23 protein-coding genes are annotated in these 20427 nt (G+C 72.1%); 11 read left to right on the top strand and 12 right to left on the bottom strand.

All coding sequences use genetic code 11. The annotated features are described in order from the left end of the window. Window positions 1-173: 173 nt before the first annotated feature. Window positions 174-1463, bottom strand: a complete 1290-nt coding sequence (gene senA, locus MKK60_RS09635) for a selenoneine synthase SenA (RefSeq protein WP_243985326.1) — start codon at window positions 1461-1463, stop codon at window positions 174-176. Between the two features lie 27 nt (window positions 1464-1490). Here senA and senB point away from each other — a divergent pair, with 27 nt between their 5' ends. Beyond that, the gene (gene senB, locus MKK60_RS09630; RefSeq protein ID WP_243985324.1) at window positions 1491-2513 is read left to right on the top strand and encodes a selenoneine biosynthesis selenosugar synthase SenB; all 1023 of its coding nucleotides are present in this window, start codon (window positions 1491-1493) and stop codon (window positions 2511-2513) included. Beyond that, window positions 2510-3784 carry a bifunctional phosphopantothenoylcysteine decarboxylase/phosphopantothenate--cysteine ligase CoaBC gene (coaBC, locus tag MKK60_RS09625; RefSeq protein WP_243985321.1) on the top strand — a complete coding sequence of 425 codons (1275 nt, stop codon included), beginning with the start codon at window positions 2510-2512 and terminating at the stop codon, window positions 3782-3784. The genes senB and coaBC overlap by 4 nt, the downstream gene beginning before the upstream one ends. Window positions 3785-3800: 16 nt before the next feature. Here the strand turns inward: coaBC and MKK60_RS09620 are convergent, their stop codons facing one another. Next, complete coding sequence (locus MKK60_RS09620; protein ID WP_243985317.1) at window positions 3801-4445, bottom strand: glutathione S-transferase family protein; 645 nt, start codon at window positions 4443-4445, stop codon at window positions 3801-3803. Window positions 4446-4530: 85 nt separating this feature from the next. After that, entirely contained in the window at window positions 4531-5175 is a 645-nt protein-coding gene (locus tag MKK60_RS09615; RefSeq protein WP_147727392.1) for a L,D-transpeptidase, read from the bottom strand. A 177-nt stretch (window positions 5176-5352) separates the two neighbouring features. Here MKK60_RS09615 and MKK60_RS09610 point away from each other — a divergent pair, with 177 nt between their 5' ends. Continuing rightward, window positions 5353-5796: a VOC family protein gene (locus MKK60_RS09610; protein ID WP_243985316.1), complete on the top strand. Its 444-nt coding sequence runs from the start codon at window positions 5353-5355 to the stop codon at window positions 5794-5796. 17 nt (window positions 5797-5813) lie between these two features. Here the strand turns inward: MKK60_RS09610 and MKK60_RS09605 are convergent, their stop codons facing one another. Next, the gene (locus MKK60_RS09605; RefSeq protein ID WP_147727394.1) at window positions 5814-6257 is read right to left on the bottom strand and encodes a cyclic nucleotide-binding domain-containing protein; all 444 of its coding nucleotides are present in this window, start codon (window positions 6255-6257) and stop codon (window positions 5814-5816) included. A gap of 167 nt (window positions 6258-6424) precedes the next feature. On the opposite strand from MKK60_RS09605, the gene MKK60_RS09600 reads away from it, so the two are divergent. Further along, the gene (locus tag MKK60_RS09600; RefSeq protein WP_243933263.1) at window positions 6425-7219 is read left to right on the top strand and encodes an SCO family protein; all 795 of its coding nucleotides are present in this window, start codon (window positions 6425-6427) and stop codon (window positions 7217-7219) included. 6 nt (window positions 7220-7225) lie between these two features. Here the strand turns inward: MKK60_RS09600 and MKK60_RS09595 are convergent, their stop codons facing one another. Then, window positions 7226-7438, bottom strand: a complete 213-nt coding sequence (locus MKK60_RS09595) for a hypothetical protein (RefSeq protein WP_243932093.1) — start codon at window positions 7436-7438, stop codon at window positions 7226-7228. Window positions 7439-7611: 173 nt separating this feature from the next. Here MKK60_RS09595 and MKK60_RS09590 point away from each other — a divergent pair, with 173 nt between their 5' ends. Next, the gene (locus MKK60_RS09590) at window positions 7612-7806 is read left to right on the top strand and encodes a general stress protein (RefSeq protein WP_147727396.1); all 195 of its coding nucleotides are present in this window, start codon (window positions 7612-7614) and stop codon (window positions 7804-7806) included. A 156-nt stretch (window positions 7807-7962) separates the two neighbouring features. On the opposite strand, the gene MKK60_RS09585 is transcribed toward MKK60_RS09590, so the two are convergent. Together MKK60_RS09585 and MKK60_RS09580 are read right to left on the bottom strand one after the other, a co-directional pair. Further along, the gene (locus MKK60_RS09585; RefSeq protein ID WP_243932095.1) at window positions 7963-8340 is read right to left on the bottom strand and encodes a hypothetical protein; all 378 of its coding nucleotides are present in this window, start codon (window positions 8338-8340) and stop codon (window positions 7963-7965) included. A 425-nt stretch (window positions 8341-8765) separates the two neighbouring features. Beyond that, complete coding sequence (locus tag MKK60_RS09580) at window positions 8766-9569, bottom strand: response regulator (RefSeq protein ID WP_147727398.1); 804 nt, start codon at window positions 9567-9569, stop codon at window positions 8766-8768. 195 nt (window positions 9570-9764) lie between these two features. On the opposite strand from MKK60_RS09580, the gene MKK60_RS09575 reads away from it, so the two are divergent. Further along, window positions 9765-10013 (top strand): NepR family anti-sigma factor, encoded by a 249-nt coding sequence (locus tag MKK60_RS09575; protein ID WP_313901118.1) that lies wholly within the window; start codon window positions 9765-9767, stop codon window positions 10011-10013. A gap of 67 nt (window positions 10014-10080) precedes the next feature. Here MKK60_RS09575 and MKK60_RS09570 read toward each other — a convergent pair whose 3' ends face one another. Beyond that, complete coding sequence (locus MKK60_RS09570) at window positions 10081-10257, bottom strand: DUF1328 domain-containing protein (RefSeq protein WP_003599466.1); 177 nt, start codon at window positions 10255-10257, stop codon at window positions 10081-10083. An 851-nt stretch (window positions 10258-11108) separates the two neighbouring features. Here MKK60_RS09570 and MKK60_RS09565 point away from each other — a divergent pair. Then, window positions 11109-12029, top strand: a complete 921-nt coding sequence (locus tag MKK60_RS09565) for a DUF2865 domain-containing protein (RefSeq protein WP_243932097.1) — start codon at window positions 11109-11111, stop codon at window positions 12027-12029. A gap of 85 nt (window positions 12030-12114) precedes the next feature. Then, on the top strand, window positions 12115-13056 hold the full coding sequence (locus tag MKK60_RS09560) for an MBL fold metallo-hydrolase (protein ID WP_243985315.1): 942 nt from the start codon (window positions 12115-12117) through the stop codon (window positions 13054-13056). 36 nt (window positions 13057-13092) lie between these two features. Here the strand turns inward: MKK60_RS09560 and MKK60_RS09555 are convergent, their stop codons facing one another. After that, window positions 13093-13872, bottom strand: coding sequence for a DUF1499 domain-containing protein (locus MKK60_RS09555; protein ID WP_243985313.1), 780 nt, complete (start codon window positions 13870-13872; stop codon window positions 13093-13095). A 98-nt stretch (window positions 13873-13970) separates the two neighbouring features. On the opposite strand from MKK60_RS09555, the gene MKK60_RS09550 reads away from it, so the two are divergent. Next, window positions 13971-14471, top strand: a complete 501-nt coding sequence (locus tag MKK60_RS09550) for a MarR family winged helix-turn-helix transcriptional regulator (RefSeq protein ID WP_147844407.1) — start codon at window positions 13971-13973, stop codon at window positions 14469-14471. Between the two features lie 42 nt (window positions 14472-14513). Here MKK60_RS09550 and MKK60_RS09545 read toward each other — a convergent pair whose 3' ends face one another. Further along, complete coding sequence (locus tag MKK60_RS09545) at window positions 14514-16466, bottom strand: AsmA family protein (RefSeq protein ID WP_243985311.1); 1953 nt, start codon at window positions 16464-16466, stop codon at window positions 14514-14516. 217 nt (window positions 16467-16683) lie between these two features. Between MKK60_RS09545 and MKK60_RS09540 the strand changes: the two genes are divergently transcribed. Both MKK60_RS09540 and MKK60_RS09535 read left to right on the top strand, forming a co-directional pair. After that, on the top strand, window positions 16684-17421 hold the full coding sequence (locus MKK60_RS09540; protein ID WP_243985308.1) for a CoA transferase subunit A: 738 nt from the start codon (window positions 16684-16686) through the stop codon (window positions 17419-17421). Window positions 17422-17595: 174 nt separating this feature from the next. Continuing rightward, window positions 17596-18255 carry a 3-oxoacid CoA-transferase subunit B gene (locus MKK60_RS09535; protein ID WP_147729342.1) on the top strand — a complete coding sequence of 220 codons (660 nt, stop codon included), beginning with the start codon at window positions 17596-17598 and terminating at the stop codon, window positions 18253-18255. Between the two features lie 3 nt (window positions 18256-18258). On the opposite strand, the gene MKK60_RS09530 is transcribed toward MKK60_RS09535, so the two are convergent. Continuing rightward, window positions 18259-19056 carry an ABC transporter permease gene (locus MKK60_RS09530; RefSeq protein WP_243985307.1) on the bottom strand — a complete coding sequence of 266 codons (798 nt, stop codon included), beginning with the start codon at window positions 19054-19056 and terminating at the stop codon, window positions 18259-18261. Then, on the bottom strand, window positions 19053-19973 hold the full coding sequence (locus MKK60_RS09525; protein ID WP_243985305.1) for an ABC transporter permease subunit: 921 nt from the start codon (window positions 19971-19973) through the stop codon (window positions 19053-19055). Before MKK60_RS09525 ends, MKK60_RS09530 begins: the two co-directional genes overlap by 4 nt. Window positions 19974-20427: the final 454 nt, after the last annotated feature.

Below are 20427 nucleotides of genomic sequence, written 5' to 3'. Positions count from 1 at the left end.
ATAATTTTCTTAAAGATGTCTTGCCGCTCAGATTTCGTGCGTGAGGCGCAAGTTGAGGACGTTGACCGCGGTTTCCGCGTGCGGCGTTCCACTTCCTGTCATCTGCGGTGTAAGGAACGAGTACCCATAGGGTGAGGTCAGAAGTTGTAATTCAACTCCTGAGAAGTACGATCCTACACGGCCGCCGTGCGAAAGCCCGCGAAGATGTCGCGGCGATCCGGCCCGAAGAAGTTGCGGTAGGCGTTGTCGACCATCCGCCCGCGGGTGATCCAGGCACCGCCGCGCAGCACCTTCCGCGTGCCGAAGGCGGGCTCGGAATACTCGCGGTAGGCATCGGGCGAGAAACCCGGATAGGGCAGGAAGTCGCTCGCGGTCCATTCCCAGACGTTGCCGATCATCTGGCGGCAGCCCCAGGCGCTGTCGCCCGCTTCGTGGGCGGCCACGTCGACGCAGCCGAGGCGGCCGCCGTCGAGGTTGGCGCGGGTCGCATCCGGTGCCGCCTCGCCCCAGGGATAGCGGCGTTTCACCTGCCCCATCGCCCCGCCCGAGGTCGGGGCGGTGGAGGCCGCGACCTCCCATTCGGCCTCGGTCGGCAGGCGGCGGCCGGCGAAGGCGCAGTAGGCGGCGGCCTCGTACCAGCCGACATGGACCACCGGCTGGTGCGGGGCGAGGTCGGAGACGCCGTCGAAGCGGCGGACCCGCCAGCCCGCCCCGTCCGGCTGCCAATGCGCGGGGTGCTCCGCACCGCTCCGGCAGCGCCAGCGCCATCCCTCCGCGTCCCAGAACGACGGCTCGCGATAGCCGCCGGCGGCGACGAAGGCGGCGAACTCCGCGTTGGTCACCGGCGCCCGCGCGATGCGGAACGGCGCGACCTCGACCGGGTGCGCCCACTTCTCGTTGTCGAACACGAACGCCTCGCCCGGCTCGGCGCCAAGCCGGAAGGTGCCGCCGGGGATCGCCGCGTCGCCCGGCCACGGCCCCTCCGCGACCGGGGCGAGACCGGCCGAGGCGGCGAAGGACGGCGCCGGGTATCCGAGCGTCTGGCGCGAATAGGTGAAGGCCTCGCCGTGCATGTCCTCGTGGTAGGTGGTCAGCCGGTAGCGGTAGGCTTCCTCGGCGGTCGGCGGGCCGTCGAGGCGCCGGACCAGCGCGTCGTGGACGCGGCCCATGTATCCGAGCGTGACGTCGAGCGGCGGCAGCGCGCGCACCCAGCGGTCGTCGTGGGCGAGCACCGCGGAATTGTAGACCGCGTCGGCATCCGCGATCGCGGGTTCCGCCCCGTCGAGGGCGCGCAGGATGAAGTGCTCGTGGAACCAGGCGAGGTGCCCGATCTCCCACAGCAGCGGGTTGACGATGTCGAGCCGCGGCCCGATCAGCCGCTCGGCATCGAGCCCGGCCACCAGCTCGAGGGTCCGGGCGCGGCTGTCCTCCAGCATCGCGATGAGTTGTGTGGCGTCGGTCATGGCACCCATCCGATAAGCGATCGACCCATGGACATCATCCTGATCACGCCGGCGCCGAAACGTTCGCGGGCCGGCAACCGCACGACGGCCCTGCGCTGGGCCGGCATCCTGCGCCGGCTCGGCCACCGCGTCGTCGTGGCGACCGCCTACGCCGACGCGCCCTGCGACCTGATGATCGCGCTGCACGCCTGGAAGAGCGCCCCGGCGATCGCGCGATACCGGCGCTTATACCCGGAGCGCCCCCTCGTCGTCGCGCTGACCGGGACCGACATCAATCACGATCTCGCCGCCGATCCCGGCACCACCCTGCGCTCGCTCGATCTCGCCGACGTGCTCGTCGGCCTGCACGACCTCGTCGCCGACGCGATCCCGGAATCCTACCGCGACAAGCTCGCGGTGATCGTGCAGTCGGTGCCGGCGAGCGAGGAGCGCCTGCCGCCCACGACGCGCACCTTCGAGATCCTCGTCGTCGGCCACCTGCGCGCCGAGAAGGACCCGTTGCGTGCCGCGCTCGCCGCCCGCACCCTGCCGCCCGCCTCCCGCATCCGCGTCGTCCATCTCGGCGGCGCGCCCGACCCGGCGTGGGCGGATCGCGCGCGGGCCGAGATGCAAACCAACCCGCGCTACGATTGGCGCGGCGAGGTCTCCGGCGCGCGGGTGCGGCGGTTCCTGCGGCGCGCGCGGCTGATGGTGCTGAGCTCGCTGAACGAGGGCGGCGCCAACGTGATCTCCGAGGCGATCGCGGCCGGGCTGCCGATCCTGGCCTCCGAGATCCCGGGCAATGTCGGCCTGCTCGGCGCCGACCACCCGGGCTACTTCCCGGCCGGAGACCAGGCTGCGCTCGCGCGCCTGATGCTGCGCGCGGAACAGGACCCGGCCTTCCTCGAGCGCCTGCGCGCGCACGGTGCGGCGCGTGCGGCGGCGTTCGACCCGGCGCACGAGCGGGAGGCCTGGGCCGTCCTCGTCGCGCGCGCGGCCGGCGCGGCGAGAGCGCGGGCCGCGGCCGGGATTGACGCGGCCCGCCCCGCACCGGCACTCCTTCTGCCATGACCGCAGCCCCCACGTTGCCGCTCGCGAACCGGCGCATCCTCCTCGTCATCGGCGGGGGCATCGCGGCCTACAAGGCGCTCGACCTGATCCGCCGCCTGCGCGAGCGCGGCGCCTCCGTCCGACCGCTGCTGACCAAGGGCGCGCAGGAATTCGTCACCCCGCTCGCGGCCGCGGCGCTCGCCGGCCAGCCCGCCCATACCGACCTGTTCGACCGGGCCGACGAGGCGGAGATCGGCCATATCAAGCTGGCCCGGGACGCCGACGCGGTGGTGGTGGCGCCGGCCACCGCCAACCTGATGGCGCGGATGGCCACCGGCCACGCCCCCGACCTCGCCTCCACGGTGCTGCTCGCCACCACCCTGCCGATCCTGATCGCGCCGGCGATGAACGTGGCGATGTGGGCGCATCCCGCAACGCGGCGCAACCTCGCGACGCTGCTCGCCGACGGCGTCCGGGTCGTCGGCCCCAATGCCGGCCCGATGGCCGAGCCCGAGACAGGGCCGGGCCGCATGGCCGAGCCGGCCGAGATCGCCGACGCCGCGGCCGCGATGCTCGGGGAGGCCGAGGCGAAGCCCGCCGGGTTCGGCTTCCTCGCGGGTCGCGCCAAGGCCGCCGGGCCGCTCGGCGGCCACCGCGTGCTCGTCACCTCCGGGCCGACCCATGAGCCGATCGACCCGGTGCGGTTCATCGCCAACCGCTCGTCGGGGCGCCAGGGCCACGCCATCGCCGCCGCCGCCGCCGCCGCCGGCGCGACGGTCACGCTGGTCTCCGGGCCGGTGGCGATCCCCGATCCCGAGGGCGCCGCCGTGGTGCGGGTCGAGACCGCGCGCGAGATGCTGGCGGCGGTCGAGGCGGCGCTTCCCGCCAGCATCGCGGTGTTCACGGCCGCGGTCGCCGACTGGCGGCCCGCCACCGAGACCGGCTCCAAGATCAAGAAGGCCGGCGCGGCGCCCGCCCCGCTGACGCTAGTCGAGAACCCCGACATCCTCGCCACCATCGCCGGACGGACGGAGAACCGCCCCGCCCTCGTCGTCGGCTTCGCCGCCGAGACCGACACGGTGATCGCGCACGCCCAGGCGAAGATCGCCCGAAAGGGCTGCGACCTGATCGTCGCCAACGACGTCTCGGCTGCGGGCGGCGTGATGGGCGGCGCGACCAACACGGTCCACCTGATCGCGCGCGACGGGTCGGTCGAGACCTGGCCGACGCTCGACAAGGACGAGGTCGCGCGCCGGCTGGTGGCACGGTTTTTGGAGTTGCTTCGGGGTTAGGGCCGGTTCGGGTGCCCTACCCTGCCGCCGCCTGCTGCGCCGCCGCGAGGCGCGCGTCGTCGGCGGCGATCGCCTGGTAGGCCGGACGCGCCCGGAAGCGCGCGAGGTAGGCCATGATCGCCGGCTCCTCGGGGACGAGCTTGAACGCGGTGGTCCAGCCGAGCGCCGAGCCCCATAGGACGTCGGCGGCGGAGAAGCGCTCGCCGAGGATCCAGGGGCCGGGCGTCAGCATCGCGAGCACCTGGGCCAGCACCGTGTCGTAATCGCCGTAGGCCGACATCATCCGGGGCGGCGGCGCGCGCTCCATCGCCCGGTCGATCACGGCCGGCTCGAAGCACGAGCCGTAGAAGACCATCCAGCGCAGGTAGGCGCCGCGGGCCGGATCGGTCGTGCCGGGCGCGAGGCCGGCCTCGGGAAACAGGTCCGCGAGGTAGAGGTAGCAGGCGGCCTGCTCGGCCACCGTCGCGCCGCCGTGGCGGATCGCCGGGACCTTGCCCATCGGATTGACGGCGAGGTGCGCGCTGCCCTGCTGCTCGCCCGCCTTGAGGTTGATGACGTGCAGCTCGTGCGGCGCGTGAAGTTCCTCGAGCAGCACCCGCACGCCCGTCGAGCGGGTGTTCGGGGCGTGGTGCAGGACGAGTCCGTCGGTCGTGGTCGGCATCGTCGTCTCCAGGGCCTGAACGCTTCGGGCGCACGCTCTGCCGGAGGCCGGCTCCGGTCAAGCCGGCCGTTCGGACCGGATCGGCTCAGACCCGGTACTTGCCGTTGCGCTTGATCAGCACCTGCGTCCCCACCGGCACGCGCTCGTAGAGGTCGACGATGTCCTCGTTGAGCATGCGGACGCAGCCCGACGACATCTGCTCGCCGATGCTCCAGGGCTCGTTGGTGCCGTGGATGCGGAACAGGATGTCGCGGTTGCCCTGGTAGAGGTAGAGCGCGCGGGCGCCGAGCGGGTTGTCGACGCCGCCCTTGCGCTGGCGGTCGATCTCCGGATGGAGGGCGACCATGGTCGTCGTCGGGCTCCAGTCCGGCCAGACGCCCTTGCGGCCGACCCGGGCCTCGCCCTTCCACGAGAAGCCGAGCTTGCCCACGCCGACGCCGTACTGCATCGCCGTGCCGTCGGCCTGGACGAGGGCGAGCTGGCGCTTGTCGATGTCGACGACGATGGTGCCCGGCCGCTCGGGGCCGGAATAGCTCACGACCTGCCGGCGGTACTTCGGATCGAGGCGGTTGGTGTCGACCAGCGGCACGTCGAACGGCTTGTCGGGCATCGAGCCGACATACCACGCCGCCTCCTCGTCGTTGGCGGCGAGGTTCACGGGCCCGCGCTGGTTGCAGGCTGCGAGCGGCGCGATGAGGACCGCAGCGAGGAGGATCCGGCGGAGGGGCATGGGGCCTCACGAGGCGAAGAAGCGTTCGGATCATGCCTACCGCCTCGCCGCCCCCCACGATGTGACTTTTGCGTCTCAGGTTGGATGAAGCGCCCGGCACGATTGCCCGGATTTCGCCTCGTTCGGCCGTGGCTTGCGCCCTAACTCTCTCGGATCGGTTCCGAGACGAGGCGCATCATGGCCGACACGCTCACCCTTCCCGAGATGCAAGGCGCATTGCCCGAGACGCCGCTGCGCCCGGCGATCCACCTCGACCATTGCGTGATCCACGTCAGGGACTGGACGCGCGCGAACGCCTTCTACGGCGACGTGGTCGGCGCCGAGATCGTCCCGGCCGGCGCGGGCTTCGCGTACCGGCTCGGCGGGGTGCAGCTGAACTGCCACGGCCCCGGGCTGTCCCCGGAGCCGCTCGCCGAGAAGCCGGTGATGCCGGGCGGCAGCGACCTGTGCTTCCGCTGGTCCGGCACGATCGAGGAGGCGATGGCGCACCTGGCCGCGCACGGCGTCCCCGTCGAGCTCGGCCCGGTGGAGCGCCACGGCGCGGCCGGGCCCGGGACCAGCATCTACTTCCGCGATCCGGACGGGTCGCTGATGGAGTTCATCACCTACCCGGCGCCGTGACGCCCGATCGCGCGATCTCAGGCGCGGCTCTGCGCGAGCGCCTGGTTCGTTTGCTCGAGGCGCAGGGCCAGCTCGCGCATCAGCGCGATGCTGATCTGGGGAAACTGCGCCAGCAGCTCGAGGAACACGCCGCGGTCGATGCGCAGGGCGGTGGCCGCCGTCTCGGCCGTGACGGTGGCCGAGCGCGGCTGGTCGGCCAGAATGCCCATCTCGCCGACCAGGGCGTTGGCCCCGAGCAGGGCGAGACGCACCGGCCCCGCGGCCCCGTCGATGGTCACGGCGGCGCTGCCCTCCAGGATGAGGTAGGCGGCATCCGCGACGTCGCCGCGGGTGAAGAATTGCTGGCCCGCCTCGAAATGCACCCGCTCGCTGGTGAAGGCGAGCAGCTTCAGCCGCGACGGCTCGACCTCGCGGAACAGCGGCACCTGCCGAAGGGAGGTAACCTCCGTATCGAGGGTCATGGGTGGAACTCCGCACCGCGCCGGATCTCGTGATGGCGCCGGCCGCCTCATCCATGCGGCTTGCGGCGATCTTGTCCAGCCCTCCCGTCCCGGCGGCACGCTGCGACGGCGTGCCCCGGATGCCCCGTCGAACGCGATCGGGCATGCAGGCCCCCACCGGAGGTGCCATGCGCCGCGCCCGCCATCCTCGCCTCGCCGCGCTCCTCGTCGGGATCGCGTTCGCCGCCACGCCGGCCGCCGCCCGCCTGAACCGGACCGAGCTCGCGCGCGTCGCGGTCGTGCCGCCTCCGGGCGCCCGTGTTCCCCTCGATCTGGCCTGGAACGATGCCGCGGGCGACCGGCCGACCACGCTGGGCGAGGCGCTCGGTGGCCGGCCGACCCTGCTGCTGCCGGTGGACTACACCTGCGGCAACGTCTGCGACCCGATGCTGTCGATGTCCGGGGCGGCCTTGGCCGCAACCGGCCTCGTCGCCGGCCGCGACGTCAGCCTCGTCCTCGTCGGGATCGACCCGCGCGACGACGCGGCCGCGGCGCGGCACATGCTCGACACCGAGCTCGGGAACCCGGGGCTTTCGGCGCAGGCGGCCGCGCTGGTGGGCGACGCCGCCGCCGTCGATCGGCTGACGCAGGCGCTCGGCTACCGTTTCGTCTACGACGCCGGCACCGACAGCTTCGCCCACCCCGCCGCCGCGATCCTGCTCACCGGCGACGGCCGCGTCGCCCGCGTCCTGTCGCCGCTGGCGCTGAACGGCAGCGACCTGCGGCTCGCCCTCGTCGAGGCCGGCGAGGGCCGGACCGGCAGCCTCGCCGACCGCCTCGTCCTGCTCTGCTACGGGTACGATGCCGCGACCGGCGTCTACACGCCGATGATCCGCCGCGTCCTCAGTTTCGCCGCCGCCGGGACGATCCTTGCGATGGCGATCGGGATCGTCCTGCTCAGCCGCCGGCCGCGGCAGGTCTGAGGCCGCTCAGCGCTTCGTCGCCAAGCCGGATTTCTCGGCGCTCGGCGGCTCGCGGCCGGCGCTGGCGTTCGGTTGGGGCGAATCGATCGGCTCGACCTGCGTCGTCGGCGTCGCGCTGCCCTCGTCCGCGGGCATCGGCGGAAGCGCCCGCGTGTTCGGCTTCGGCGCGGCCTCCGGCGAAACCTTGGCCGCACCGGAGACCATCTCGCGATTCGTCATGCTCGAAAAAACCTCGTTCGAGGCAGGCGCTGGATTGTCGTTTGCCCCACCGCTGTCTTCCAACGCCAGCGCACCGACGTGGTTGCGGCTAAGCTTGTCGCGGAAGCGTGAGAGGAACCTTCGGATACTGGCGAAGGTTGTGAAAGGGTGAAGAGAAGCCTGAGGAGGAGCTGATGGCATCCGGTAATTCAACCTCGAAGCGAGGTTTTGCGTCGATGGATCTCGAGCGCCAGCGCGAGATCGCCAGCAAGGGTGGTCGCAGCGTGCCGGCTGAGAAGCGTTCGTTCTCGCAGGACCGCGAACTGGCCTCGACGGCCGGCCGCAAGGGCGGTCAGGCCACCGGTACGGGCCGCGACGGCGCCGAGTGATCGACCGCCCTTCGAGACGCGCGGCGTCTGCCCTTCGCTGGGCAGGCGCCTTTTTTTATGTCCGCCTCCATGCCGCACAACGCGAAGGCCCGCCCCAGAGCATGGAGCGGGCCTTCGCGTTGTGCGCCGTAAGCCGGTAGGCTGATCGGCGTCGCCTCAGGAGATGCAGCGGCCGGGGATCATGCGGCGGGCTTCGGGGCCGACCAGCGAGCTGAGCGCCGCCTCGCAGCCCTCGCGCATCATCCGACGCGGCTTGAGCGGCGGCTTGGTTCCCATCTCCTGCGCCGTGTCCGACGCGGCCGGGACGGCGCGGTTCGGCTCGGATTGCAGGCTCGCCACCCGGCTCGGCCGGATCGCGATCGAGACCGGGCGCATGCCCGGCAGGGGGCGGGCTTCGAACGCGGCCGGACCGGGGGCGGCGACCGTGGTCGTGGGGACCCATTGGTCCGCGCTCGCCTGGACCATCGGGTGGACGAGCAACGTCAGGATGGCGGCCGGTGCGCTCACGCCGAGAAGGAAGCCTGACCGAAGCATCGTCGTGGTCTCCGAATGGGAGCTTGACAGGATGAACGGAAAACGCGTCTTCCATGATCCGGTTCCGTCACGGCCTCGCTTTTGACGAAATCAGTATTCGGCAACAGTTTCTCGCGGTGGTGCCGGGCACGAGGAACCTTGTCCACAGCGACCCGGAGTGGCGCGGACGCCACAGGCGTCGAAAAACGGTTCGCGCCCGGAACCTGGTTCGCGCACGCCCGTTGATCGAGCACCCGGCCACCTGGTCCTCCCCGCATTCCCCTTGTGCATCGGCCGGAACCTCATCCACGGGTCGGAGATTTCTCCGGCCCGTTTTTTTATGCCTGGACCGATGTCCTTGGCGGGCAACAAAAAACCCCGGCTCGTCGCCGGGGTTTCTTTCGTTCTGCGGATTGGTGCGGAGGCGGTTGCGGACCGCCTCGCGGTCAGGCCGACTTGGCTTCACGCCGGCGTGCCGTCTGCTGGAAGAACAGCGCCTGGCTGATGACGGCGGAGACGTTGGCGGGCTGGAACGGCTTGGCGATGAGGAAGGCCGGCTCCGGGCGCTCGCCCGTGAGGAATCGCTCCGGGTAGGCGGTGATGAAGATCACCGGGACCTCGAAGGTCTTCAGCAGGTCGTTGACGGCATCGAGGCCGGACGAGCCGTCCGCGAGCTGGATGTCGGCAAGGATCAGGCCCGGGCGCTTGCTTTCGGAGGCGATCTTGACGGCCTCGGTGCGCGTGCGGGCGACGCCGATGACGTTGTGGCCCAGGCCCTCGACCAGCGCTTCAAGGTCCATCGCGATCAGCGGCTCGTCCTCGATGATGAGGATGTCGGTGGCCATGTCCGCAGCGAGCTCGCGTCCCGCCTCGTCGACCAGGTCGCGCACCTGGCTGACGTCGACGTCGAGGATGATCGCCGCGTCCTCCTCCGAGAAGCCTTCGAGGCAGGAGAGCAGGAAGGCCTGGCGCGGCAGCGGCGTGATCTGGCCGAGCCGCACCTCGGCGGGGAGATCGTGCTGCACCTGTTCGCTGCGGCCGTTCACTGATAGCGAATTCCAGATGCGGGTGAACACCCGGAACAGGTCGGCCTTCACGTTCGTGCTGCGGCCGAGCGTATCCGGCTCGTTGACCAGCGTCTCCAGAGTTGCCGCGACGTAGGCGTCGCCCGCCACCTGGCTGCCCGTCAACGCGCGCGCGTAGCGCCGCAGGTACGGCAGGTGCTGCACCACGAGTTGCGATGTCGACATACGATCCCCTGTGCCTTGTCGGCCTGCTATTCAACCTGCCGCCCCAACGCGGGGCATCCGACTCCGTTCCGGCAGGGCGCGGAACCGCTTCTGGCCGGAGGCGTTGCTGGTGCAGCCATGGCGTATGTCGCGCGGCAAGACAATGCGCGTGTGCCTCATGCACAGATGCCGCGAACGGCACCGGGGGACGTGAGGATGACCGACGCTGCGAAGGCGGGGAGGCCGATCGGCAATGCCGGCCTGAGGCCCGTCGGGGAATCGGGGCCCGCGGGCTCGAAGGCCGAGAAGCGCGAGCATGGATCGTCGCGCCTCAGCGACCAGGCCCAGGCGCGCATCGGCCACAACCTCCGCAGCCTCTACGACGGTCTCGTCCAGCAACCCGTCCCGGATCGATTTCGCGAGCTCATCGAGCGTCTCGATGCGAAGGAGCCGAAGTCGCCCTGAGGCGCTCCGGGTCCATCTTCTGCAGTTCCTGTGGCGCGGGAAGCGCCCGCAGGACGCGAGCTCGGCGTCAGAGCGTGGGCGAGCGGCCGCGCATCAGGCCGATCACGGCCGAGATGGCGAACAGCACGATCGCGACGAAGAACACCAGCTTGGCGGCTTCCATCGCCGTGCCGGCGATGCCACCGAAGCCGAGCAGAGCGGCCACGAGGGCCACGACGAGGAACGTAACGGCCCAACCGAGCATCTGCGTTATCCTTGACAACATGGACGCGGGCTTGGCCGCGACCTTCTGACATCCCAAACGTCAAGTCGTTGTTTCGGTTCCGCCGCTTCGAATGCCTGCACACACGAAAAATCGAGCGTCGCGGATCCGGTGCCGATCGATCGCCGAAATCGTCGCCCGCCCCCTCGCGCCGGTGCGCATGTCACGCCATATTGCTCTTTGTTGGACACGAGGCCGCAGCCGGAACGGAGCCGTTCCGAACGGCGTTCCTCAGTCCAGGTCCGAAACCAGAGAACAGCGATGAGAAAAGCGTCCGCCCTCGTCCAGCGCCTCACCGATATCGTCAGCTCCGCCGCAGGTGCCGCGGCACGCGGCGTCGAGGAGGTCCTGGGTGCGCTGGCCCCGAGGCCCGAGCCGCGCCTGGTTCCGATCCGGGTCCGGCCGAACGGTCCCGCTCATCGGCATTGATCGCCGCCGGAGTCGATCCGTCGCTGAGCAAGCCGCCCTCCGGGGCGGCTTTTTTCATGCGCCGTCCACCGGAATCCCGCGGCGGAGGCTCGAACGCGCCGCGCACCGCCCACCGGGCAAAGCCGACGAGCATGGCCTCGCGACAGGTCCGCCAAGTCGAGCCGCCTGCTGGTGTCCTCATAATAGGCCGCTCGAGGGGCCAATACCTGTGCCTGATCGCTGCGATGTTATGATCGTGTCGGTTGTCTTCCGCACTTGCCGCCCCGCTTAACGAACCTTTAAGCCGGCCTCGCTCGCCCAGGCCACCGCCGGGCCGGCATGCCGCATGGGCGGGGACCTGACGAGACATGGCGTTCTGGGCGCGCTGGCAGAGGTTTTACGGCTCCGGGGGAACGCGGCGGCAGATGATCGGGACCGCCGCGGCGGGGCTGATCCTCGGGCTCGGCAGCGTCACGATCGGATCGAGCCTCGTCCAGGCCTCCGAGCGCGGCGGCCTGCTCGACTTCTTCCAGGAACTCTTCGCGCCCGCCCGGCCGCAGCCCGCGCCGCCGGCGCACCGCCCCGGCCGCTACGCCAACCTGCCCGACGGCCGCCGCCTCGGCTATTCGCGCCCGGTCTATCATACCCCGCGTCCCGTGGCCGACCTCCCGCTCGGCCGGTCGCGTCGCAAGCGGGCCCGCGCGGAGCGCGTGACGCGGGTCGCCGTCGCCTCGACCGGGCGTCGCACGGTCTGCGTGCGGATGTGCGACGGCTATCTCTTCCCCCTCGGCAATCTCGGGGCACGGGCCGACATGCCGGTGCACGAGGCGGCCTGCGCCGCCGCCTGCCCGGGGGCGCCGACGAACGTCTACACCCTCGGCGCCCGCGAGACCGAGCTCGACCGCGCGATCAGCCCGCAGGGCCTGCCCTACCGGGCCTCGGCTCTGGCCAACATCTACCGCCAGCGGCGCGTCGAGAACTGTTCCTGCCAGGCCGCGCCCGGCACCCCGCCCCTGCCGCTCGCCGGCGATCTCACCCTGCGCAAGGGCGACGTCGTCGCCACCCGCGACAGCGCCGACGTGGTGACGCGGAACCGGTCGGGCTCGGTCGCCCTGGTCGACTTCCGGCAGGCCGCGATCACGCGGGGCCAGAGCCGGCGGATCGAGGCCAAGGTTGGCGCGATCCGCCGCGACGCCGAGGCGCACGCCTTCCGCCGGACGCTGCGCACGGCCGAGCGGGCGAGCCTCGTCCAGGTCGCCTCGGTCGGCGACGGCTTCCGCATCCCCGAGCGCGCCGCGATCAACCAGAACCCGATCCGCGTGGTCACGCCCTCCCCGTTCCGTTGACGTCCTCGCGCTTCGGATTGTCCGCCGCCGCGCGTTCGCGTAGCTCCGGGCCGACCGCGCCGGTCGGGATCGGAAGGAGCCTCGGATGGCGGACACGGATGCCGGTACCGATGCGCCCGACTTCGACACGGTGATGCCCGCGAGCGGCCGCCTGGAAACGTTGAGCCCCCTCGTCCGCCGCCGGGTCGCGCCGAACGGCGGCCCGTTCACCGCGAGCGGCACCTGCACCTACGTCGTCGGGCACGGACGCGTCGCGGTGATCGATCCGGGGCCGGCCGATGCCGGCCACGTCGAGGCCCTGCTCGCCGATCTCGGCCAAGAGTCGGTGGCGGCGATCGTCGTCACCCACACCCATCGCGACCACTCCCCGGGCGCCCGCCTGCTGCAGGCACGCACCGGCGCGCCGATCGCCGGCTGCCTGCCGCATCGGGCCGCCCGCGCGCTCGGCGCCGGCGAGATCGGCCATCTCGATGCCGCCGCCGACCGCGACCACGTCCCCGACCGGCCGATGCACGAGGGCGATGCGCTCTCCGGCGAAGGCTGGACCCTCGTCGCGGTCGAGACGCCCGGCCACACCATGAACCACCTCGCCTTCGCCCTGCCGGAGGAGGCGGCCTTGTTCTCCGGCGATCACGTCATGGCATGGTCGACCAGCATCGTCGCGCCGCCGGACGGTTCGATGCGCGCCTACATGGATTCGCTCGACAAGCTCAGGGGCCGCGACGAGACCATCTACTGGCCGGGCCATGGCGGCCCGGTGCGCGATCCCCGGCGCTTCGTGCGCGGGTTGGCCAACCACCGCCGCCACCGCGAGGCCTCGATCCGCGCGCGCATCGCCGCCGGCGACGACACCATCCCGGCGATCGTCGCGGCCACGTACCAGAACCTCGATCCGCGCCTGCGCGGCGCGGCGGCGCTGTCGGTGTTCGCCCACCTCGAGGATCTCGTCGCGCGCGGGCTGGTGGCGACGCAGGGCGCGCCGCGCCTCGACGGGATCTTCGCACCGGGCCCCTCGCCGGCCGGCTGAGGCGCGAGGCCGCCCGCCGCGCGCGGCCGCCCGACGCTACTTCACGGCGAGCGCGAGGTTCGCGACCTCGTCGAGATAGGCCCGGATGCGGTCGGCGTTGACGCCGAAATCCCGCGTGCCCAGCCGCGAGGCGGAGCGGACGTCGATGCGGGCGCCGTCGGCACGCGGCCGGACGCGGATGGTGACGTCGTCGGGCAGGTTGAGGATGAGGCTGCGCGAGACCGCCTCGATCCGGCCGTTGCCGGTCCGCCCGCCGGGGCGGATCGCCTCGACGATCTGCCACTTGCGGTTCACCGCCGCCTTGCGCGCCAGCTCGAACGCCTCGTCGGCGTCGATGTCGAGGGTCAGCGGCGCGATCTGCGGATAGGCGGCGCGCTGCCGTTCGCGGGTCGGGAGGTCGGGATCGGCGGGGTAGCGCCCGTTCCGGGCGGCGAACGCGGCGCGCGAGCGCGAGAAGGCCGGAGGGTTGTCGATGTCGGTGGTCACGTCGGTCAGCGCCGGCAGCCGGAAGCCCCGCAGCGCCGCGTAGGCCGGGTAGGCGAGCACCAGCATCGCGAGAACCAGCCCGCCGAGCGCCGCACCGAGGCCGCGGGCGCCTTCCCGCCAGACCCGGACGAAGGCGAACCCGGCGAGCGCGACGGCCAGCACCGCGACGCCGAGGCCCGCGGCCAGCGTCGCCAGCGCCGGCCCGGCCTCCGTACGGGGATCGCGGACCAGCACGATCGCGATGCCGGACACGATGAGCGAGAACAGGGCGGCCCACCGGGCCAGGGGGCCGGCGCGGGTGACGGGTTCCTCGACGAGAAGGCGGCGCATGGCTGGTGTCTGGCTTCGGGGTCGCGAACGCTATACCGGCCGGCGCGTGGCCGCGCCACTCGCCGGGATCGCCCGGTCTGCTATAGCTTGGCCCCGTGATGCCGCGTACCCGCCCCGTCCCCGATCCGGATCCTGCCGACGCCGCGGTCGATCCCCTGCGCGTCTGGTTCCGCTTCATCCGCCTCAACCGGCGGGTCACGGCGGCGATGAGCGGGACGCTGCGCGGCATCGGCCTGTCGATCCCGCAATTCGACGTGCTCTCGACGCTGACCGAGCGCGAGGGCCTGACCCAGCAGGACCTGGCGGCGCGCCTCTACGTCACGAAGGGCAACGTCTCCGGGCTGATCGACCGCCTGGTCGAGGCCGGGCTGGTCGAGCGCCGCCCGATCCCCGGCGACCGGCGCTCGCACGCGCTCCACCTCACGCCGGCCGGTGCCGACCTCGCCGCGCAGGGGCTCGCGGCGCAGGCGGCCTATGTGGGGCGGACGCTCGGGCGCCTCGGCGCCGACGACCTCGCCGCATTCGAGGGCCTCGTGCTGCGCTGGCGGGAGCTGGCCCGGTCCGAAGCCGAGAGGCCGGATCGTCCCAAGGCCGATTGATCGTCGCGGGATGGCGGATCTGAGCTTCGCCCGAACTCCGGATCAGGGGGCGTAGGCGCGCGCCGAGCCGGGAATCACGACCGAGGTCGGCACGTGCAGGGGCAGGGACGACGGCGCGTCCTCGCGTTGGTCCGGATCGGCGCCCTTCTGGCCGGTGCGGACGCGGATCCCGGCCCACGGGCCGTCGATGTCGAAGGCGAGGCTTGCGCGGGCGTTGTCGCCCCCGGCCTTCGGGCCGAGCTCCGCCCTGGCCCGGACGCTGCGCGCCGGCAGCGAGACCTGGCCGCGCAGGATGCCCGTGAGGTTGGCGGCCTTGAGGGTGCCCTCGCCGATCTCGCCGACCCCGTCGGCGAACTTCAACGTGATCGCGGCCCGCTCGAACGGGGTGCGGCCGTTGCGGCGGGCGAGCGCGCCGGGCGCGACCGCCCCGTTGCGATGCAGGACGTCGGCGAGGTCGATCCCGGCGAGCACGCCGCCGTCGATGGCGAAGGCGGCCCGTCCGGCGACGTGCGCGGTGAGGTCCGCCGCATCGCGCCCGGTGCTCTCCAGGGCGAACTGCCCTTGCGTGCCGCCGTGAACCCAGCGCGACTCGCCGAGGTCGAGCAGGAGGGCGCCGAGGTCGAGCCGGTCGAAGGCGCCCTGCGCCTTGACCTCGGTCTCGGCCCCGTCCGCGCCGGTCGCCGACAGGGCGACCCGGCCCTTCAGGGTCGCGCCCTGGAGCTCTGCGCGGTTGAGGGCGACCTCGACCGCCCCGGGCCGCACCAGCACGCTCGCCGCGAGATCGTTCAGGAGGACCGGCCCGATCCGGCTCTCGGCCGCCGAGATGCGCAGGTCGAGGTCTCCGCCCGTGAGCGGGCCCAGGGCGATCGCCTGAGCGCCCTGGGGGGCGCCGTCGACCGTCGATCCGCCGAAGATCTGCATCAGGCCGCCGAGCAGGGGCGCCAGGTTCAGGCTGTCGCTGGCGAGCGTGGCCTGGACCGCGGTGCGGGCCTCGCCGAGGCTCACGGACCCCGCGCCCTCGAGCACGTCGTCGCCGAAGGTGGCGCGCAGGCTGGAGAACGCCATCGTGCGGCCGGCGGCCTCGAAGCGTCCGTCGAGGGCCAGCGTCCGGATGAAGGGGGCCAAGGCCACGTCGCTGCCGATCCAGGCCATCGTCTCGGAAAGCGAACGTGTCTCGATCCGCCCCTGCCCCTGGATGGCGAGGCCTCCCGCGGTCCGAGCGCTGCCCTCGGCGGCCAAGTTCCCGGTGGGCCAGGCGGCATCGAGCCTGAACGGCGACGCGGCGCCGCTCAGCAGGTCGTTCGCGCGCAGGCCGATGAGCGCGACGCTGGTGCGCGCGCCGCGCCAGGTGAAGCTCGCCGCCGCGTCGAGGCCGGCGCTCCAGAGCGGCCAAGCGAGGGTGAGGTCGACCGCCTGCGCGCCGCCGCCGGGGCTCGCCGCGTCGAGGGTCGCGCCGGTCAGCGTGATCCGGCGCGGGTGATTCGTGCCGCCTTGGCCGAGCCGCGCGGCGGTCCGGCGCACCGGCTCGGCCCAGCGCGGATCGTCGGCGCTCTCCGGCATGTGGATCGTGGCGCCCCCCAGCGCGAGCGAGCCGAGGTCGGCCTGGCCCGAGAGCAGGGCGAGCGGGTTGAGGTCGAGATCGAGGCTGCCGCCCTCGATCAGCGCCGGGCCGCCGGCCTGCGCGGCGGTGATCCGGGTGCGGGTGAAGCTCAGGCGCGGCAGGGGCAGCAACGTCATCGTGGTCGCGCCCTCGGCGGTGAGCGCGAAGCCGAAATCGCGCAGGCCGCGGCTGACGAAGGCCGCCGCCGTCGGGGTGCCGACCGGCCAGGGCAGGGTCGCGAGGCCGGTCCCGAGGACGGCGAGCGACGCGAAGCCGACGGCGAGAAGGAGGCGGCGCGGCGACATTGCACTCCGGGCGGGCACGTCGCGGGCCGCCCGAGGGGCGGCGAGGTCGCGACGGGGGACGACGAGCGGCCCCGGATGTTTCAGGCTCACCCCGCCGTCATGCATCGGACCGTTCGGGTGATTCCCTTAAAGCGTCCGATCGGCTTTGTCTGCCCGCAGCGCCCGGCCGTCCCCGCCGCCGTCGTGCGGACGGCCGGGGCCGCGCTTCCCGACGCCGGGCGCCTTTACCGGCGCGCCGGAATCGGGGACAGCTTTCGCGGAACGAATGTCGGCGCGATCGCGCGCGGGCCGGAAGGGTTCAGTGTCCATGAAGAAGGTCTATGCGGATCCAACGTCGGCGCTCGCGGGGCTGCTCAAGAACGACATGATGGTGATGTGCGGCGGCTTCGGCCTCTGCGGCATCCCCGACGAGCTGATCGAGGCGGTGCGGGAATCGGGCGTGAAGGGGCTGACCATCGTCTCGAACAACGCCGGCATCGACGGCGTCGGCCTCGGCAAGCTGCTCGAGACCCGGCAGGTCGCGAAGATGATCTCGTCCTATGTCGGCGAGAACAAGGAGTTCGCCCGGCAGTACCTCGGCGGCGAGCTCCAGATCGAGTTCAATCCGCAGGGGACGCTGGCCGAGCGCATCCGCGCGGGCGGGGCCGGCATCCCGGCCTTCTTCACCAAGACCGGCGTCGGCACGAAGGTGGCCGAGGGCAAGGAGGTGCGCGAATTCGACGGCGAGCACTTCGTGATGGAGCGCGGGCTGTTCGCGGACCTCGCCATCGTCCACGCCCATACCGGCGACACCGAGGGCAACCTGCGCTACCGGAAGACCGCGCGGAACTTCAACCCGATGATGGCGACCGCCGCGACGATGACAGTGGCGCAGGTCGAGCACCTGGTGCAGCCCGGCGAGATCGACGCCGACGACATCCACACCCCCGGCATCTTCGTGAAGCGGATCATCCACGTTCCGGGGCGCAAGAAGCGGATCGAGCAGCGCACGGTGCGCAAGCGCGCCGAGGCCGCTCCGGCCGCGGCCGGCGGCGCCGCCGTCTGAGCCCGCGACGACCTCCGGCCGTGAGGCCGCAAGCGCGAAGTGCGTCGCCGCGGGTGCGGCGGACGGCGCGGGACGCGCCCCACAGGAACCCGGCCGGCAGGCCGCAAGCGCGAAGCGCGTCGCCGCGGGTGCGGCGGACGGCGCGGGACGCGCCCCACATCAGGAGATCGAAAAATGGCCTGGACCCGCGAGCAGATGGCGGCGCGTGCCGCGCGTGAGCTGGAAGACGGCTTCTACGTGAACCTCGGGATCGGCATCCCGACGCTGGTGTCGAACTACATTCCCGAGGGCATGTCGGTGCAGCTCCAGTCGGAGAACGGTATGCTCGGCATGGGGCCGTTCCCGTTCGAGGGCGAGGAGGACGCCGACCTGATCAATGCCGGCAAGCAGACGATCACGGCGCTGCCGACGACGAGCTACTTCTCTTCGGCCGATTCGTTCGGGATGATCCGCGGCGGGCACATCAACCTGTCGATCCTGGGCGCCATGCAGGTGGCCGGAAACGGCGATCTCGCCAACTGGATGATCCCCGGCAAGATGGTGAAGGGCATGGGCGGCGCCATGGACCTCGTGGCCGGCGTCAAGCGCGTCGTCGTCGTGATGGAGCACGTGGCGAAGAACAAGGACGGCACCGAGAGCCCGAAGCTGCTCAAGGAATGCGACCTGCCGCTCACCGGCACGCACGTGGTCGACCTCGTCATCACCGACCTCGGCGTGTTCACGATCGACAAGCACGGCGACGGCGGGATGCGGCTGATCGAGCTCGCCGACGGCGTCACCGAGGAGGAGATCCGCGGCAAGACCGAGGCGGCCTACACGGTGGCGCTCGCCTGAAACTTACACCGCGGCTCGGCCGCCCCGCCTGGCGCCGAGCCACGTCGCGGCGCCGACCGCGAGGCCGACCGCGGCGATGAGCAGCGTCGAGGCGGCGTTGATCTCGGGGTTCACGCCGAGCCGGACCTGGCTGTAGAGCCGCATCGGCAGGGTGGTCGCGCCGGGCCCCGAGACGAAGCTCGCGACGACGAGGTCGTCGAGCGACAGGGTGAAGGCGAGCAGGAACCCGGCGGCGATGCCGGGGGCGAGCAGCGGCAGCGTCACCGTCGCGAACACCCGGAACGGCCCGGCGCCGAGGTCGGCGGCGGCCTCCTCCAGGTCGCGGTCGAGCCCGCGCAGGCGGGCGGCGACCACGACCGCGACGAAGCCGGTGCCGAGGGTGGCGTGGGCGACGACGATCGCGCCGAGGCCGCGGTCGATGCCGACCCCGACGAACAGCAGCAGCAGCGACAGGCCGGTGATCACCTCCGGCATCACCATCGGCGCGGTGACGAGCCCGGTGAACGGCGTGCGCCCGCGGAAGCGTCCGTGCCGTGCGAGCGCGAGGGCGGCCAGCGTGCCCAGCGCCGTCGCGATGACGGCCGACAGCGTCGCAACGCGGAGCGATACCCAGGCGGCCTCGAGCAACGGCCCGTCGGCGAGCAGGACGCCGTACCACCGTGTCGAGAACCCGCCCCACACCGTGACCAGGGCCGAGGCGTTGAACGAGTAGACAACCAGCACCAGGATCGGCGCGTACAGGAAGCCGAGCCCGAGGATCAGCGCCGTGCGGGTGAGCGCGGTCGGACGATGCGCGGTCATGGTGCGCCCTCGCCGCTCGCGGCCTCGGCGGCGGCGTCGCGGAACAGCACCACCGGGCCGACGACGAGAATCAGCAGCAGGATCGCCACCGCCGAGGCGAGCGGCCAATCCCGGTTGGTGAAGAACTCGCTCCAGAGCACGCGCCCGAGCATCAGCGTCTCGGAGCCGCCGAGCAGGTCCGGGATCACGAACTCGCCGACCATGGGGATGAAGCACAGCGCCGCGCCCGCCAGCAGCCCGGGCAGGGCGAGCGGCAGCGTCACGGTCCAGAACACCCGCGTCGGCGAGGCGCCGAGGTCGGCCGCCGCCTCGCGCAACGCCGGATCGAGGCGGCTCAGCACCGCGTAGAGCGGCAGGACCATGAACGGCAGGTAGGCATAGACGAGGCCGATCAGCACCGCGGCGGGGGTGTTCAGGATCTCCAGCGGCTGCGCGATCAGCCCGAGGCGCAGCAGCCCGAGATTGAGCAGGCCCTCGGGCTTCAGGATCGCGATCCAGGCGTAGACCCGGATCAGGAAGCTCGTCCAGAACGGCACCACGACGAGCGCGACGAGCAGCGGCTGGCGCGCCGCCGGGCTCCGGGCGATGGCGTAGGCGAGCGGCGTGGCGATGCCCGCCAGGATCGCGGTCGCCGCGAGCGCGTAGGCCAGCGACGTCAGGGCCGCGTCGCGATAGAGCGCGTCGGTGGCGAGCGTGACGTAGTTCTCGAAATTGAGCGCCCTGAGGAAGTCCGACCAATCCCCCGCGCCGCCCCGCCAGTCGAGCACCGGCAGGTACGGCGGCATCGCGGTCGCCGGCTCCGACAGGCTGATCTTTAAGGTGATGACGAACGGCACCAGGAAGAAGGCGCCAAGCCAGAGCCAGACCGGCAGGCGGAGAAGGGCTGCAAGAGCGCGCGCACGCGACGGTGCGGTCATCGCATCGACCTCTTTCCTTTTCCGGCCACCGAGGCGCCGATATTCTCACATCGCGCGAGCGGAGCCGTCCGGCCATCCCTCCCCCCTCCGCGGGGAAGGGTGGGCCTCGCGTGAGCGAGGGTCGGGAGAGGGGAGCGCCGGATCCGGCATCGTCGCTCCCCTCTCCCGACCCGCTTCGCGGCCCACCCTCCCCCGCAGAGGGGGGGGGGAAGGGGTGGCGACGTCGACGCGCGAGGAATGACGATGATGGTGGGGATCGCTCGTCCTTGCATGCCGGCAGGATGTTCGCTGCATCGGGGGGGAAGCGGACGGCGACGGCTTGGCCCACGGCCGCGGCGCCTCGCCCGGCCGCGTTTGTTGGGGGCAGGCAGGTGCGGGCGGCGGGGCGGACAACGCGGCGGGTGCGGTCGCCGAGGAAGGTCTCCTCGATCAGCGTCCCGGGCACGCCCTCCCC

The organism is Methylobacterium sp. J-092 (assembly GCF_022829325.1).
GTDB lineage: Bacteria > Pseudomonadota > Alphaproteobacteria > Rhizobiales > Beijerinckiaceae > Methylobacterium.
The sequence above is the reverse complement of the archived record's forward strand: the minus strand, read 5'-3'. Positions and strand labels throughout refer to the sequence as shown.